Annotated in this window: 12 protein-coding genes; 6 read left to right on the top strand and 6 right to left on the bottom strand. The window is 69.5% G+C overall.

Annotation, left to right across the window (positions count from 1 at the left end):
- Positions 1 to 18 precede the first annotated feature (18 nt).
- On the top strand, positions 19 to 375 hold the full coding sequence (locus KEC57_RS18110; RefSeq protein ID WP_229386103.1) for a metal-sensitive transcriptional regulator: 357 nt from the start codon (positions 19 to 21) through the stop codon (positions 373 to 375).
- Positions 376 to 1,147: 772 nt separating this feature from the next.
- Here KEC57_RS18110 and rarD read toward each other — a convergent pair.
- Entirely contained in the window at positions 1,148 to 2,170 is a 1,023-nt protein-coding gene (rarD, locus tag KEC57_RS18105) for an EamA family transporter RarD (protein WP_229386102.1), read from the bottom strand.
- Between the two features lie 170 nt (positions 2,171 to 2,340).
- Positions 2,341 to 2,637, bottom strand: a complete 297-nt coding sequence (gene groES / locus KEC57_RS18100) for a co-chaperone GroES (RefSeq protein ID WP_194414427.1) — start codon at positions 2,635 to 2,637, stop codon at positions 2,341 to 2,343.
- A 448-nt stretch (positions 2,638 to 3,085) separates the two neighbouring features.
- Here groES and KEC57_RS18095 point away from each other — a divergent pair, with 448 nt between their 5' ends.
- The 4 genes from KEC57_RS18095 to KEC57_RS18080 all read left to right on the top strand — a co-directional run bounded on the left by KEC57_RS18095 (position 3,086) and on the right by KEC57_RS18080 (position 9,157).
- The gene (locus KEC57_RS18095; RefSeq protein WP_229386101.1) at positions 3,086 to 4,936 is read left to right on the top strand and encodes an Hsp70 family protein; all 1,851 of its coding nucleotides are present in this window, start codon (positions 3,086 to 3,088) and stop codon (positions 4,934 to 4,936) included.
- A complete protein-coding gene (locus KEC57_RS18090) occupies positions 4,936 to 7,461 on the top strand; it encodes a LuxR C-terminal-related transcriptional regulator (protein WP_229386100.1) in 2,526 nt (841 codons plus the stop codon). The genes KEC57_RS18095 and KEC57_RS18090 overlap by 1 nt, the downstream gene beginning before the upstream one ends.
- A gap of 109 nt (positions 7,462 to 7,570) precedes the next feature.
- Positions 7,571 to 8,353, top strand: coding sequence for an IniB N-terminal domain-containing protein (locus KEC57_RS18085; protein WP_229386099.1), 783 nt, complete (start codon positions 7,571 to 7,573; stop codon positions 8,351 to 8,353).
- Between the two features lie 288 nt (positions 8,354 to 8,641).
- Positions 8,642 to 9,157: a hypothetical protein gene (locus KEC57_RS18080; RefSeq protein ID WP_229386122.1), complete on the top strand. Its 516-nt coding sequence runs from the start codon at positions 8,642 to 8,644 to the stop codon at positions 9,155 to 9,157.
- On the opposite strand, the gene KEC57_RS18075 is transcribed toward KEC57_RS18080, so the two are convergent.
- The 4 genes from KEC57_RS18075 to KEC57_RS18060 all read right to left on the bottom strand — a co-directional run bounded on the left by KEC57_RS18075 (position 9,098) and on the right by KEC57_RS18060 (position 14,008).
- A complete protein-coding gene (locus KEC57_RS18075; protein WP_229386098.1) occupies positions 9,098 to 10,606 on the bottom strand; it encodes a dynamin family protein in 1,509 nt (502 codons plus the stop codon). The genes KEC57_RS18080 and KEC57_RS18075 overlap by 60 nt on opposite strands.
- A gap of 13 nt (positions 10,607 to 10,619) precedes the next feature.
- Positions 10,620 to 12,527, bottom strand: coding sequence for a dynamin family protein (locus KEC57_RS18070; RefSeq protein WP_229386097.1), 1,908 nt, complete (start codon positions 12,525 to 12,527; stop codon positions 10,620 to 10,622).
- Between the two features lie 38 nt (positions 12,528 to 12,565).
- Positions 12,566 to 12,868 carry a hypothetical protein gene (locus tag KEC57_RS18065; RefSeq protein ID WP_229386096.1) on the bottom strand — a complete coding sequence of 101 codons (303 nt, stop codon included), beginning with the start codon at positions 12,866 to 12,868 and terminating at the stop codon, positions 12,566 to 12,568.
- A 135-nt stretch (positions 12,869 to 13,003) separates the two neighbouring features.
- A complete protein-coding gene (locus tag KEC57_RS18060; protein ID WP_229386095.1) occupies positions 13,004 to 14,008 on the bottom strand; it encodes a hypothetical protein in 1,005 nt (334 codons plus the stop codon).
- Positions 14,009 to 14,177: 169 nt separating this feature from the next.
- Here KEC57_RS18060 and KEC57_RS18055 point away from each other — a divergent pair, with 169 nt between their 5' ends.
- A complete protein-coding gene (locus tag KEC57_RS18055; RefSeq protein WP_229386094.1) occupies positions 14,178 to 15,365 on the top strand; it encodes a THUMP-like domain-containing protein in 1,188 nt (395 codons plus the stop codon).
- Positions 15,366 to 15,374: the final 9 nt, after the last annotated feature.

Here is a 15,374-nt window from a genome sequence, read left to right as displayed (position 1 = left end):
CACAATGAAAGGCCCGCAATGAGCTCCGACATCACGACTGCGAGCGAGCACGCGTCCGCGCCCGCTCCTGCGGCCACCACGGCGCACGACCACGGCCATCACGGGTACATCACCGACAAAGACAAGTACCTCAACCGCCTCAAGCGCATCGAGGGTCAGGCCCGCGGCATCCACAAGATGGTCGAGGACGAGAAGTACTGCATCGACATCCTCACTCAGATCAGCGCGCTGACGTCGGCGCTCGAAGCCGTTGCGGTCGGACTGCTCGACGATCATCTGCGGCATTGCGTGGTGGATGCCGCCCGCCTGGGCGGCGCCGAGGCCGACGCGAAGATCACCGAAGCCACGCAGGCCATCGCACGCCTCGTGCGCTGACCGCTCAGCGCGACACAGACCTGGTGCCTCGGGGGCCCCGCGCCCCTGCCTCCGCAGCGTCCGCGCGACCAGCGTCCGCGCCCAGCGCCCAGCGCCCGCGCCCGCGCCTCGGGGCCCCGGGCCCGCGCCTCGGGGCCCCGCGCCTCATGGCCCCGCACCCCGGCGCCCTGAGGACCGATCGCCAGGGTGCGCTGACGCTCTGCGCCATACACCCCATCCGCACCGAGACACCACATTCGCGCCGAGACACCATCCGCAGCACGGTGTCTCGGCGCGAATGTGGTGTATCCCCCTCCGCGGTGCTCGGGCGTCTGGCCGGGTCACCCCGCACACGGAAACCGCCTCCGCACCTGGAAACCGGCCCGCGCCCGACGTCCTGAGGACCCATCGCCAGGGTGCACTGACGCCCTCCTGACGCCCCGCGGCAATACACCACATCCGCGTCGAGACACCATCCGCAGCACGGTGTCTCGGCGCGATTACGGTGTATCCCCGGGAAACCGCCCCCGCCACCGCCCCCGCACCCGCACCCGCACCCGCACCCGGACAGCACCGCCCCCGCATCCGGACAGCGGAGCCCGCACCCGGACGACAGAGCCTCCGCACCCAGGCAGCGAAAGCCCCGCACCTCAGCGCGACCGGAGCCGCCGCCCGGCACCGGCCGGTCCGGCGGCTCCGCGGATGCGCTGCGCGCTGCGCGCTACGCCGCCCGGCACCGGCCGGTCCGGCGGCTCCGCGGACGCGCTGCGCGCTGCGCGCTACGCGCTGCGCGCTACGCCGCGATCCGGCGGCTGCGCCGTGCGTATACGAGCGAGTCGACGGTGAGCACCACCAGTGCCACCCAGACCAGCCCGAACCCGACCCATCGCTCCAGCGGCATGGGCTCGCCGAGCACCAGCCAGCCGATGAGGAACTGCAGGATCGGCGCGACGAATTGCAACAGGCCGACCACGGTCAGCGACACGCGGCGCGCGCCGGCGGCGAACAGCAGCAGCGGCACGGCGGTGATGACACCGGTGAGGCTCAGCAGCACGGTGTGCTCCCAGCCGTTGGCGCCCATCGTGAGTCCCGAGGTCGCCCCGACGATCGCGAGCACGATGATGGCGATGGGCGTGAGCCACAGCGTCTCGAGCGTCAGGCCGCTCACCGCATCCACCGATGGGCCGACACGCTTCTTGACGAGACCGTAGACGCTGAAGGATGCCGCGAGCGTCAGCGCGATCCACGGGAACGACCTGTACCCCACGACGATGACGAGCACGGCCGCGGCGGCGATGCCGAGCGCGACCCATTGGGTCGGGCGCAGGCGCTCGCGCAGCACCAGCACCGCGAGCAGCACCGTCGCGATCGGGTTGATGAAGTAGCCGAGACTCGTCTCGATCACATGCCCGGTGAGCGCACCGAGGATGAACACCTGCCAGTTGACATAGATCAGCAGTCCCGCCGCGACCGTCAGCCAGACCACCCGCGGTTGCCGGAAGATCGCAGCCAGTCGCGCCCACGTGCGCGTGACGGTGAGCAGCAGTGCGCAGAAGACGAGCGACAGCAGAATGCGCCACGCCACGAGCTCCCACGGCCCGGTCGGCAACAGCAGCAGGAAGTACAGCGGGAGGAATCCCCACAGGAGATACGCCGTGAACGCGTAGACCCCGCCGAGCGTGCGCTCGCGGGCGAGGTCGCCTTCGGGGACGGATCCGGATGCCGTGGGCAGGGCGATCCCGCCGGTCGATGCGGCGGCATCCGCGAGTTCACCGACCCCTGCTCCCCCGGTGTTCTCGGATGGTTCGGCGCTCATCCTGCCAGCCTACGGCCGCGAAACGGGCGGCCGGCCGGCTGCGGCGGGTCGCGGCATCCGGGGACTGCCGTTCGTCGTGCGATGTCTGCCACGGCACGACGGCAGACACGACGAGAGGGCCGGATGCCGAAGCACCCGACCCTCTCGTCACTCGCGCGAAGCGCGAAGAATCAGCGGACGACGACGGCGAGGACGTCGCGCGCCGACAGGACGAGGAGATCGTCACCGCCGAACTTGACCTCGGTGCCGCCGTACTTGCTGTAGATCACACGGTCACCCACGGCGACGTCGAGCGGGATGCGGTTGCCGTTGTCGTCGATACGACCGGGACCCACCGCCACGACCTCGCCCTCCTGGGGCTTCTCCTTGGCAGTGTCGGGGATGACGAGGCCACTGGACGTGGTCTGCTCGGCCTCGACCTGCTTGATGACAATGCGGTCCTCGAGCGGCTTGATGGAAACCGACACGGTCTACCTCTGCTTTCTTGAGACTGAAGACTCGTTAGCACTCTGGTGTTGAGAGTGCTGACATTCAGTCTAGGCGGGGCGCTGGCACTCACGCAACGCGAGTGCCAGTCCGTGTCACAGAGGGTCACCCGCGCCACAAGGCGGATGAGGAGAATTTCCCGATCCCATGTATCACGCGGCGACCGGACAGCCTCGTAGCCGATATATGCACATCTTGCGCGTTACCCCTCGCGCTGGAGGACCAGCGGTGGTAAACCAGTCCCTGGGGGAGAACGCGTCCAGATCTTGGGGGATTCGGACAATGACGTCGAGTGCCTATGTACTCGCCGTGGATATCGGCACGAGCAGGACTGCCGCGTCTACGGCGAGGATTACTTCAGCGGGAACGATAGATACTGCGCGGTTCGCACTGGGCCGCCAGGCAGACAGTGCGCCGAGCGCGGTGTTCGTGTCGCACGACGGTCTGCTCTTCGGCGAAGCCGCGGAACGACGCGGGCTGGCACAGCCCGAGCGCCTCGTGCGGGAGTTCAAGCGGCGCATCGGGGACGACGTCCCCGTGGTCGTCGCGGGTCAGCGGTTCGCCGCCGAAGACCTCTTCGCCCGCATGGTGGCCTGGGTGGTGGATGCCGTCTCCGAGCGGGAGGGCGTGCAACCGGACGCGATCATCGCGACGGTGCCGGTGACCTGGGGCGACTATCGCCGGAGCCTGGTGGCCGCAGCACTGGCGCGCGAGGTCTCGTGCCCCGTGGAGCTCGTGAGCGAACCCGTCGCCGCCGCATGGCACTACGAATCCACGACACCCCTCGGTGCGGGCCGCGTTCTGGCGGTCTACGACCTCGGCGGCGGCACGTTCGACGTGGCCCTCGTCGGCAAAGACGATGACGGCGACCTTCGCATCGTCGGCACGCCCACCGGCATCGGAGACTTCGGCGGTGCCGACTTCGATGACCTGGTGCTGGGTCTCACGTTCACCGCCGCCGGACTCTCGGCAGACGACCTCGCCGCGGATGCGGACGCACGCGTCGCCCTCTCCACGCTTCGTCGAGAGTGCGTCGAGGCGAAAGAGGCGCTCTCGTTCGATTCCGAGGCGGCGATCCCGGTGCTGATCGCGGGCGCCGGGGCGACGGTGCGGATCACTCGCGCAGAGTTCGAAGATCTCATCGAGCCGGGGATCCAGCGAACGATCGACCTGCTCCAGTCCACGCTCGAGGCGAACGACATCGGCGACCGGCTCGACGCGATCCTGCTCACCGGCGGCTCCTCGCGGATCCCGCGCGTCGCCCAGCTGCTCTCGGAGCGGTTCGATGCGCCCATCGCCGTCGACGCCGACCCGAAGGCCGTCGTCGCCCTCGGAGCGACCCGGGTGCTGTTCGACCACCTCAACGGCCGTGGAGCCATCGCTCCCCTGGCCGGACTCGGCGCCGTCGCGCTCGTCGGCGTGGATTCTCCGGATGCCGCGGCCGCGCTCACCGGCGAGGTCGGCGCCCGCGCGCTCACAGCCACGGAATCAGCCACCGCATCAGATGACGCCGCAGCCGCCGTGAAGCCGAAGCGCTGGTTCCACCGGCTGCCCGCCACGGCAGCCGTCGCCGGCGGGGCGCTCGTGCTCGCCAGCGGCATCGTGCTGCTGAGCACGACGAATCTCGCTCCCGGATCCCGCCTCCAGAACGCCGAGCCCGCCTCGCTGAGCGAATGGCTGGGCATCACGTTCGAAGCCGGCGCAGCCGCGGCCGAGCCGATGTCGTCGAGCGCCCAGCAGGCGCCGCCGGCGATCACGGCACCGATCGGCAAGGGCACCGAACCTCGTTCGGCGAGGCCGAACCCCCGCCAAGCGGTCGCCGAGCGCGTCGCCCCGACGCCGACTGCTCCCCCGGCTTCCCCCACAGCTCCCAAGGGCGGTACGCCGACTCCGAGCACGGGTTCCGGCACGACACCGGCAGGCTCGGGCTCGGACACGTCGGGTTCCGGCACCGGTGACGAGACGACGCCGGGCGGAACGACGACCGACCCCGTGACACCGAACCCTGTCGAGCCGACGACCGAGCCGGAACCGCCGGCACCCGAGCCGACCACCGAACCGCCGGCACCGACGCCGACGCCGACGACCGAGCCGCCCGCACCCGAGCCCACTCCGGAGCCGCCGGCACCCGAGCCGACGCCCGAGCCTCCGGCGCCCGAGCCGGAGCCCCCGGCACCCGAGCCCTCGCCCGAGCCCCCGGCGCCCGAGCCGACTCTCGAAGCCCCGGCACCCGAACCGGAACCGTCGCCGACCTCGACGTCGATCCCGGAGATCCAGTGATGTCGTCGATACCCACGTTCACCGAGCCCCATGTCCGGCCGCTCGCGCGCACCAGCGCCGAGCTCGATGCGTTCCGCTTCCCGGGTGAAGCCGCGAGGGCGGTCATCTCCGGAAGCGCGGGCTCCGGCAAGACCACGATGCTGCACCGCCTCGCCCTGCTGCTCGAGGACGAGGGCACCGATACGATCTGGCTGCGCGAGGGCACCGATGTCGATGAGATACCGGCAGAGGCGGTGCTGCTGGTCGACGACGCGCAGCTGCTCACGGATGATCGACTGATCGCCCTCGCACACCGCGCCGAGGACCCCGATGCCGGACTCCTCGTCGCCGCGCGGACCTGGCCCGCGGGGCCACAGCTGGGCGCTCTGGTTCTGGCGCTCGAGCGCAGCCATCGCACGATCCTGCTGGGTGACGTGACCCGGCACGGGCTGCGCGAAGAAGCGGGCGACGAACTGGATGGCCGCTGCGAAGAAGCCGTCCTGCAGCTCACGGGCGGCATCACATGGCTCGTTCACGGATGCCTCGACATGCACGACGCGGACGACTGCCGAAACGACCCCGCCCACCGGACGCTGCGCGATGCTCTGCGACCCCGTATCCTGCACCGCCTGATGTCGGTGCGCCCGGCGTTGCGGAGCCTCGTCGACGATCTCTCGCTCGGGCTCTCCTCGGCGACGGATGCCGCGACTCGGCCCGACGATGTCGACGCGCTGCTGTGGGAGGGATACGCCGAGGGCCTCCTCATGGATGACGGCCACCCCGCGCCCGTCATCGCCGACGCCGTCCGCGCGGTCGCCCCCGTGACTCGGATGATCCACATCATCCGGTCCGCATCCGCAACGGAGCTGCACGATGAGCGACTGCTCCGGAGTCTCGACGGCGTCAAGGACGCCCGGATAGCGGATGCCCTGGCCGCCCGCGCGCCGGAGTTGCTTCCGCAGGATCCCGCCCTCGCGAACACGCTCTTCGACCTCGCCCTGGCGTGCGGCGCCGAGCCCGACCTGCTCGCCGAGGACCGCGCGTATGCGGCCTGGGCGCTGGGACGGCTCGACGAGGCCGGGGTGCTCCTGGACACCCGGCTGGCGGCCGCTCCCCCCACGTCCGTCGGCCGGCTCAGCGACCTGTCGGCCGCAGTATGGGCCGACAGAGGAATGATGCAGCTCGCCGACGACACCTATCGATCGGTGCGCGCGTGCGGCATCGGCGCACAGACGCGCGCCCGCCTCGCGGCACTCGGCGCCGGGAGGGTGGAAGGAGCGGAAGCTGCGTCCGAGCCGTCCCAGGCCGCGTCGCCGTCGACGCTGCGCACGGCCTACGAACTGTGGGACCGCGGCCTGACGGCGACACTGTCGACCGCGGCCGAAGCGACCGCGCTGCCGGACCTGCAACGGGCATCCGAGTTGTACACGGCGTCAGCCGATGCCGGCCCCGCGGTCGAGCTGCCCGCGGTGATCGCGGCGGCGGCGGCGATCGGACTGGGCGATCTCAAGACGGCGCAGACGATCGTCGACGATGCGCTGCATGCCCAGCAGGGCGGCCCCCATCGCACGGCGCGGCTGAGCCTGTGGTCGGCCTGGATCGCCCTCCAGCGCGAACACCCCGCCGACGCGCGAGCCGCATTGGATCGCGCGACCGAGAGCGGCGTGCTCTCCCCTCGCGACGACGCCTTCGCCGCGACGATCACGATCGGCCTCGCTCGCCGCTACGACGACGCCGCCGGCCTCGCTGCGGCCTGGGAGGCCTCGCGAGCGCGCATCACGCGCACCGAGCCCGACCTGTACACGCTCCTGCCGCTCGGCGAGCTCGTCATCGCTGCCGCACGGCTGGGCGATGCCGACCGCATGCGCGTGCCGTTCGAGCGCGCCCTCCGACTCGTCGCCGATCTCGGAGAGCCGGCTGCCTGGTCGGCTCCCCTGCACTGGGCGGGCATACAGCGGGGCATCCTCCTGAATCAGCCCGAGGCCCTCGCGCCCCACGCACGGGCGCTCGTCGCGGCAGCGCCGCACAACCGTCTCGCCGCCCGCATGGCCGGAGCCGGGCGGGTCTGGACATCGGTGCTCGCGGGCACGGTCGACCCCGACGCGGTCGAGGCCGCTGCGCGCGGCCTCGCCACGGTGGGTCTCGCGTGGGACGGCGCACGGCTGGCCGGGCACGGCGCCGGGCGCTCGGAGGATCGCCGGGTGATCGCGCGACTGCTCGCCTGCGCGCGCGAGCTGCACCCGCGCGACAACGCGCGCTCGGCCGACCCGGCAGGGGATGGCAACGAGACGCCGGAGGCTGTGACGGACGGTCTGCTCAGCGAACGCGAGCGCGAGGTCGCCGAGCTGGTCCTGCAGGGAAAGACCTACGCCGAGATCGGTGCAGCCATCTTCATCTCGCCGCGCACGGCCGAGCATCACATCGCTCACATCCGCCGGCGCCTCGACGCCACGTCGAGATCAGACCTTCTCTCCAAGCTCCGCATAGCGCTGGAGGATGCCCCAGCACTGGCCGGTTCACCCGGCCGAGAGGCGGCCGGTGCATGACCCCGCACCCCCACCCCCGGAGCATCGGGGGAACCCCCGATGCTTCCGAAACACGACAGACCTATCCTGAATCAATCGCCATCAAAACGAACCGCGGAGGTGTCGTCACATGACCACGCCATTGGCGACTGTCGCCAACTCGATTATTGAGTTCATCCTCAGCCTGCTCCGTGATCCTGCAGCGCTCGAAGCGCTCAAGCAGGATCCCGAGACCACGCTTGCGAAGAACAAGCTGTCCGACGTCTGCGCAGACGATGTGCGCGCCGTCGCCCCGGTCATCTACGACCGGGCGGATGTAGCCCCAAAGGTGAACCCGCCGTCCCCGCCGTCGAACCACAACGACGTCGTGAACGAGATCACCCGGATCACCACGAACTGGACCATGATCGACAATCGCGCGACGATCGTCGACCAGTCCGTGAACCAGAACATCTGGACCGAGGGCGGCGACGTCACCCAGGTCTTCGACCAGACCGCAGGCGTCGCATCGGGCGACGACTCGATCGCGGCCGGAGACGATGTCACGACGACCGGCGCACCGCCGGACGACGCGGCCGAGGACGACACCGATCCGCTGGTCGCCGGCCTCATCGACGACGCCGTGGCGGACGCCGAGGCCGGCACGACAGACGCCGAGCCGGACCTCGAGGAACTCGCCGAGGAGGCGCCGGAACCGCTCGAGGATGCTGCGACGCCGCCGGTCGAGCAACTCGATGCCGCCGTGGACGCGGGTGTGCCGCAGGAGGCGGCGGACGTGGTGGAGACGGTCGCGCAGGCGCCCGTCGAGCCGGCAGCCGCTGCGGAAGTCGACGAGGCCGTCTGGAGCGAACCCACCGAGCCCGCGATCGTCGAAGAGGTCCCGTACGTGGACGAAATGAGCGAGGAGCAGTAGGCGACGGTGGTCGACCCGTCATCCCAGGCTCGTCCGCCTGCCGTACAACCGCAGCGTCCCACGGACGCTGCGGTTCCGGCTGCGGCCCGGCCGGCGTCAGCCCCGAGGACTCCCGCCCTTCCACCCCCGCCTCCGACGTCCGCGGTCGTTCCGGCCCCTGCCTTTCCACCTCCCGCTTCGAGATCCGCGGTCGTTCCCGCCCCGGCTCTTCCGCCTGCTCCCCCTCCGTCCGGACCGCCGAAAGCACCGCCCGCGCGGCCGACGCTCGCCAGCGCGAACGCGGCCCCCGTGCTCACCAAGCTCACGCCGCCGTTCTCGATCCGCATGACTCAGCTCTTCTGGATCCTGAGCTTCGCCGTCGGCGGGTTCGGAGTGGTGTACAGCTTCATCATCCGCAGAGAGCAGCTGCCGCTGATCGCCGAGGCGGTGAAGACCGTCGACCCCGCGCGGAACGACCAGACCTACACGACCGCCGCCGACATCATCTTCTGGTCCGTGTTCGGGATTCTCGTCGGGGTGCTGCTCGTGCAGATCACGCTGCTGGTGTCGTTCATGGGCCGCCGCCCCAAAATGCGGTGGTGGCAGCTGCTGACTTTGGTGATCCAGGTGCTCACACTCGTGATCGCCCTCGATCTCGCGCTGACGGGGGAACGCGCCGCACCGCTGCGACTGATCCTCGCCGCTCAGTGCGCGCTGGTGCTGCTCGCGCTGCTGTCGTCGGTGATGCCGAAGGCGATCGCGTGGTCAGCGCGGAGACACGACATCGTTCCCCATCAGAAGGGCGACGCTCCGCCCGTCGTCTGACGCGATCTGCTCCAGGCTGCGAATGACGATGTGGCAGAGTCCCACGGCACCCCGTGGGGTGAGGGGCGACTCGGCGAGGTTTCGCCATTGCGTGAGCAGCTCGTCGGCGCGCATGCGGACCGTCTCACCGTCCGCGGCATCGTCCAGGCTCAGTCGTATCGCGACCGACGAGCCGCTCCCGCCGACGATCCGCTCCGCTTCCAGGAGCCGTTGCGCCGGGAGCGGGTAACCGCCCGCGCGAGTCCGCGAGAGCGCGGCCAACTCGCGCAATGAGTGCGTCGTCGCGAAGATGCGCTCGATCTCGGCCAGAAGCGCCGCGCTGCCCGGTCGCGGCCGATCGCGAAGCACCTGTTCCAGGCCGGGAAGCACGCCGTACACCTTGAGCGTGTCGGCGCGCGCACGAAAATGGTCGGTCATGGTCGCCTGCAGAGCGTTGAGCCCGCTCTGCCCGATGAGACCTTCGGCGAGCGCCGTCGAGGTCTTCGCGCCGCCTCGGATGAGCGCGGCCGAGAGTCGTATGCCGAACAGCCCGAAGCGCGACAGCAGCTCGCGTCGGGTCGCCTCGCTCAGCGCCGTGGCATCCGACGGCCTCGCGAATCGATCGGCCGACAGGAGCAGTTTCTCCCTCGCTCCGCGCTCGAGACTCGCAACCTCGCTGAGCGCGCGGAACTCGTCTTCGCGGAGCGTGCGGGCAGCCTCCGCGACGAGACCCGCGACGGGGATGACGTCGAGCACGAGCGAGTGCAGGTCCCCGTCACTCGCGTAGCGCTGCGCCACCTGCCCGGCCGACAACAGCGAGTCGATGCGTGCCGCGCCGATCTCATCGGCTCGAGAGAGCACAGCGACCGCATTCACGGTGAGGGATCCGCCGAGCGCGGCGTCGCGGAACGACTCGAGGAAGTGCCGGTCGGAAGAGTGCAGATGCCGCATGAGGTAGATGACCGCGTCGGCAGCCGATGCCGTGCTGTTCTGCGTGAGAAAGGACGTCGCCCGTGCGGAGACCTCGGGGGACAGCGACGCGATCCCCGGGGTGTCGATCAGGATGAGCGAGCGCAGGCTCTCGGACGGCCAGCCGACGTCGATCCACGCGACCTCGTCGGCGGTCGTCGAGCCCAGATCGATCACGACTCGGCCCTCTTCACGCTGGAAGCGCAGCCGACGCGGCGGGCCCTCGTGCGGATGGAGCGTGATGCTCGGTGTGCTCGCTCGCCGGTACCAGGTGACCACGCGCGTGCACTCCCCGGCATCCGTCGCGGCGATGGACTCGCCCAGCAGCGCGTTGAGCAGCGTGGATTTGCCGGCCTTGACCATGCCGGCCACGGCGATGCGCAACGGGCCCTGCAGCCTCCGCTCGTACGCGCGGATGATCTCGGCAGCGGGATCGTCTTCGTACAGGGCGAGCGCGTCTCTCGCGAGTCGACGTGCGTCGGCGATGGCGGGTTCGTTCATTGCGAAACCCCTCTCATCGGCTGATCGCCGCCGGCTCCTGCATGCCGATCGCTGCCTGCTCCTGCGGGACGGGCGCCGATATCCGCGACCGGAGCGCATCGAGCTGGCGCAGCTGCACCCGCAGCACCTTGATGCGCTCGTCCCGCTTTCCGCTGTCGATGCCGGCCGCCTGCTTGGCGGCGCTCATCGCCTCGGTGAACGAGCGGTGCAGTTCGTCGGCCAGCGCACCGAAGTGATCGCGGGCCGCGCGCTGGACGAGCCGCAGCCGGTCCTTGAGCTGCTTGCCGGCCTGGAAGACCACTTCGTCGATATGGCGTCGCACGATGTTCTTGGCCTCGGCCTGGCGCCGAGTGAGCCGCGCGCCCATGTCTTCGCGGAAGGCACGGCGTCCGACGACGATGCCCGCGAGCAGCGAGAGCGGGTTGATCAGCGGCAGCCCGATGAGCCCCGTCGCGAGGCCGACCATGAGCACTCCGCCGTAGGAGCCGCGCACCCCGATGAAGATCTTCTCCGCGGCGCTCATGCGTCCTTCGTCGAGGCCGCTGATCGCGTCGACCGGATCGAGGACGCCGGCCGCGTCTGCGACGTCGATCGCGGGGATGCTCTCCTCGCCCTCCATGAACAGCTCGGCGACCTGCTCCGACAGCCAGCGCGCGCGCTCGTCGGTCCAGACGAAGGTCTCCGACACGGCCGAAGAGACCCGCTCGTTCAGCCAGTCGGTGATGCTGTCCCAGATCGGGCCCGGGTCGCCGGCATCGATGGAGGCCTCGGCCTCGCGTTGCACCTTGCGCAGCCGATCGCGCAGATCGTGCTCCATGTCGGCGATCAGATCCGCGACGCCGTCGGTGAGCGTGACCTGCCAGCGCGCGGAGCGGCTGCGGAACTCGTCCGCGCGCGCCTTCGCCTCTTCGAGCTGGACGATCAGCCGCGGGCTCTCTTCCGGATCGACGAGCGCCGTCAACTCCGAGCGCAGGGTGATCGTCAGCTGATCGACGACCGATGCGAGGTCGTGCATGGCGCTTCGCTCGTGGATGTCTTCGGCGCGCTCGAGGATCTGGTGTCTCAGATGCGTGACGAGCGCGGGGAATCCGGATTCGTCATTGAGCTCGGCATCGCGCGTGTCGGCGGCGAGAAGACGCAGATCGCTCGACACGGAGAAGATCGGGATCTCTCCGATACGGGCCAGGTGATCCTTGTCGATCTGTTCGATCTCACGCCACGAAGGGTAGAGATCGGTCTTCGCGAGCACGGCGGCGACGTTCGGCGAGACACGCATCGCATGGCGTAGGAACTGCATCTCGGGTTCGGTGTACTCCTGCGAGGCGTCCGAGACCAGGATGACCGCGTGCGCGCTCGAGAGCGCGGAGAGGGTGAGCAGCGCGCTGCGCGAGTCGAGGCCGCCCACGCCCGGTGAATCGACGATGCGCAGTCCGCCGCGCAGGATCTCGCGAGGCAGCAGCACCTCGGCCGAGACGATGCGCCGGACGTTGTCGGGGTTGCCCTTGGCCGAGACGTACTCGGCGAGTTCGGTGATCGGGATGACCTTGCGCTGGGGCTCGCCCTTCTCTTCCCCCTCGGGCTGCACCAGCACGGTCGCGGACGGCTCGGGCGCATAGCCGACGATGGTCGGAACGGTGGTGGCGATGTCGTCGTCGACGGGACAGGCGGGGGCGTTGACGAGGGCGTTGACGAGCTTGCTCTTGCCCTGCTTGAACTCCCCGACGATGATCACTCGCACATGGGGGTCGCGCAGGCGGTCGCGCGTCTGGATGAGGCGTCTGACGAGGTCTCGGCGCCCGGCCTGCGCGGCGGCCTTCCCGACCTTTCCGACCAGATCGATGAGGTCGACATCCGCCACTTCGTGGACGCTCCGGTCCAGGGCGGTGCCGATCGCGGCGGCGGGATCGTTGACGTCAGGCAAAGGTTGCGGCTCCTTGCTTCGCTGCGGTGCGAGGGAGATCAGGCGGGGAAGTCGAACGCCGTGGCGTCCGGTTCGGCACCCGAGTCGAAGGATCCCGCGTCTCCCCACAGCAGGTCGGCGTCGACATCCCAGTCCGAAGCGGTCACGTTCTCGATCTCCTCCGAGAACGAGTTCCCGAAACGGAACTCTTCGATGCTCGCATCGAACGACGATGCGGGCAACGGGTCGTCTGCCGCGTCTTGGCCGGCCGGTTCGTCACCGGCGACCAGATCGTCGCCGTCCACGAGCGCGTCATCGAACGGCGCCTCGTCGGCACCGTCCCACTCTCGGCTCTCGGCCATCGCACTCTCCTCCTCGCCACGTCGTGCTCGAGGGTCCTGCTCGTCCTGCTCTGCTACTCAGTATGCTCGTCCACTCGCGCGGACGGGTGCGTGTGCGCCCGACCGCGTCGAGCGGTCGGGCGCACACGAACCGGATCAGAACAGATCGACTTCGTTCTGCTCGGCACCGGGGCTGTTGATGATGCCGTCGTTCTCGAGTTCGACCTCGACCTCGGTGTCGTACTCGTTGAAGGAGTCCTCCAGCTCGACGTCGACTTCGGTCGAGTTGTCCTGCTGGAACGAGTCCTCGATCTCGACCGAGTTGTCCTGGAAGGAGTCCTCGATCTCGACGTCCAAGTCCGTCGAGTTGTCGGTGTTGAACGAGTCGTCCAGCTCCACGTCCCACTCGGTGGAGTGGTCGTCGTTGAAGGCGTCCTCGATCTCGACCTGGACCGAGTTGTCCGTGTTGAAGGAGTCCTCGATGTCGACGTCGATGTCCCAGTTGGTCGAGTTGTCGATGTCGACGTCGTCGCCCGCTGCGATCGCACCGTCGCCGGATGCCACGCCTGCCGTCTGCCCGAAGACCTGGAAGACGTTGCCGCCGCCGCTGTCGGTCCAGATGTTCTGGTTGACCGACTGGTCGACCTGCGTCGCACGGTTGTCGATGAAGGCGCCGCCTCCACCCGCACCGAGCAGACCGGCGCCGCCGCCGGCACCGCTGAGGTTCAGGTCGCGGAAGCCCGTCGAGTACTGACGCACGCCCGTGGTGATCGAGTGGTCGTTCAGCGTCTGCGTGTTGAACGAGTCTTCGATGTCGACGTCCACGTCGGTGTTGATCGAGTGGTCGTCGTTGAACGAGTCGTCGACCTCGACGTCGACCTCGGTGTCGGTCTCGTTGAAGGAGTCCTCGACGTCGATCTCGGTGTCGATCTCGGTCTCTTCGTTGAAGGAGTCCTCGACGTCGACCTCGGTGTCGTTGTAGGAGTCTTCGTTCGCGGTGTCTTCGACATCGACATCGGTCGAGTTGTCGTTCAGCGAGTCCTCGACATCGACGTCGACGTCAGTCTCGGTCGAGTTGTCGTTGTTGGAGAGGACGTCGTTGTTGGACAGCAGGTCCGTGTTGGTCTGAAGACCCAGGATGTTGGTGTTGTCGTCGGCCATGATGATCTTCTTTCTTGAACAGGTGCCAGTCGGCTCGTAGTTCAGAGTCTGGTGACGTGCGCCTTCGCGGGCATCGGGTGCAATCCCGCACTCTCCCCCGGGGGGTACGGGGGTTCGATAGGGGGTGCCCCGGGGGCGGGTGGCAGGATGCGGGTCGTAGGCTCGGCGGGTGGAACTCTCCGAATTCGCCGCATTGCTGACCCCCGAAGGGCTGCGCCTGCTCGACGGGATGCCTCCGGTCGAGTCCGCGGGCGACGTCGCGAAGGCGGTGACCCGACTGCGCAAAGAGGGGCATTCCCCCGACCTCGTGTCCGCGGTCGTCGGTCAGGCCCGGCTGCGCACGCGCGGACGAGCGAAGTTCGGCGATCTGGCCGAGCGGATGCTGTTCACCCGCGCCGGTCTCGAGCAGGCCACGCGCCTGCCGATCGCCGCACGTCACGCCGCTCGCTTCCGCGACGCGGGATTCTCGCGAGTGGGCGACCTCGGCTGCGGCATCGGCGGCGACGCCCTGGGTCTTGCGGCGCTCGGGCTGCGCGTGGCGGCCGTCGATGCCGACGAGGTGACAGCGGCGATCGCGGCGTACAACCTCGCGCCCTTCGGCGACGACGTCGAGGTGCGGCACGGGACGGCCGAGCAGACCGATCTCCGAGGCCTCGACGCGGTGTGGCTCGATCCGGCCCGGCGCACGGCGGGGCATTCCGAGACGAAGCGCACCCGCCCCGAGGATTGGTCACCGTCGCTGGACTGGGTCTTCGATCTCGCGCGCCGCGTGCCGGTGGGCGTCAAGCTCGGACCGGCGCTCGACCGAGATCTCATCCCCGCCGAGGTCGAGGCGCAGTGGGTGAGCGCCGGCGGGTCGACACTCGAACTCGTGCTGTGGTCGGGTGCTCTCGCGCGCGAGGGCGTGCGCCGGGCGGCGCTCGTCGTGCGAGACGAGACCGCCCATGAGCTGACGGCGGGAGCGGATGCCGCGGACGAGCCGGTGCGCGAGCTCGGCGCCTATCTGCACGAGCCCGACGGCGCGGTCATCCGGGCCCGGCTCATCGGCGACGTCGCGCGCTCCCTCGAGGCCGGGATGCTCGACGAGCACATCGCGTATCTCACCTCGGACGCCGCGCTCACCTCGCCCTTCGTCGCGACCTTCCGCGTGCGTGAGGTGCTGCCGGCCGATGTGAAAGCTCTCGCGAAGGCGCTGCGCGAGCGGGGAATCGGCCGCCTCGAGATCAAGAAGCGGGGAGTGGATGTCGATCCCGCCGTGCTGCGCACGCGCCTGAAGCTGAGCGGAGACGGCGACGCGACGTTGATTCTCACGCGCATCGGAAACCGTCGCACCGCGATCCTCGCCGACCGCGTCTGACATCCGCTC

It is taken from the genome of Microbacterium allomyrinae (assembly GCF_020682705.1).
GTDB lineage: Bacteria > Actinomycetota > Actinomycetes > Actinomycetales > Microbacteriaceae > Microbacterium > Microbacterium allomyrinae.
The sequence above is the reverse complement of the archived record's forward strand: the minus strand, read 5'-3'. Positions and strand labels throughout refer to the sequence as shown.

Excerpts from the sequence above, each read along its gene's own strand:
- KEC57_RS18110 (WP_229386103.1), top strand. The coding sequence starts at position 19 with ATGAGCTCCGACATCACGACTGCGAGCGAGCACGCGTCCGCGCCCGCT.
- rarD (WP_229386102.1), bottom strand. The coding sequence starts at position 2,170 with ATGAGCGCCGAACCATCCGAGAACACCGGGGGAGCAGGGGTCGGTGAA.
- KEC57_RS18090 (WP_229386100.1), top strand. The coding sequence starts at position 4,936 with ATGTCGTCGATACCCACGTTCACCGAGCCCCATGTCCGGCCGCTCGCG.
- KEC57_RS18085 (WP_229386099.1), top strand. The coding sequence starts at position 7,571 with ATGACCACGCCATTGGCGACTGTCGCCAACTCGATTATTGAGTTCATC.
- KEC57_RS18075 (WP_229386098.1), bottom strand. The coding sequence starts at position 10,606 with ATGAACGAACCCGCCATCGCCGACGCACGTCGACTCGCGAGAGACGCG.
- KEC57_RS18065 (WP_229386096.1), bottom strand. The coding sequence starts at position 12,868 with ATGGCCGAGAGCCGAGAGTGGGACGGTGCCGACGAGGCGCCGTTCGAT.
- KEC57_RS18060 (WP_229386095.1), bottom strand. The coding sequence starts at position 14,008 with ATGGCCGACGACAACACCAACATCCTGGGTCTTCAGACCAACACGGAC.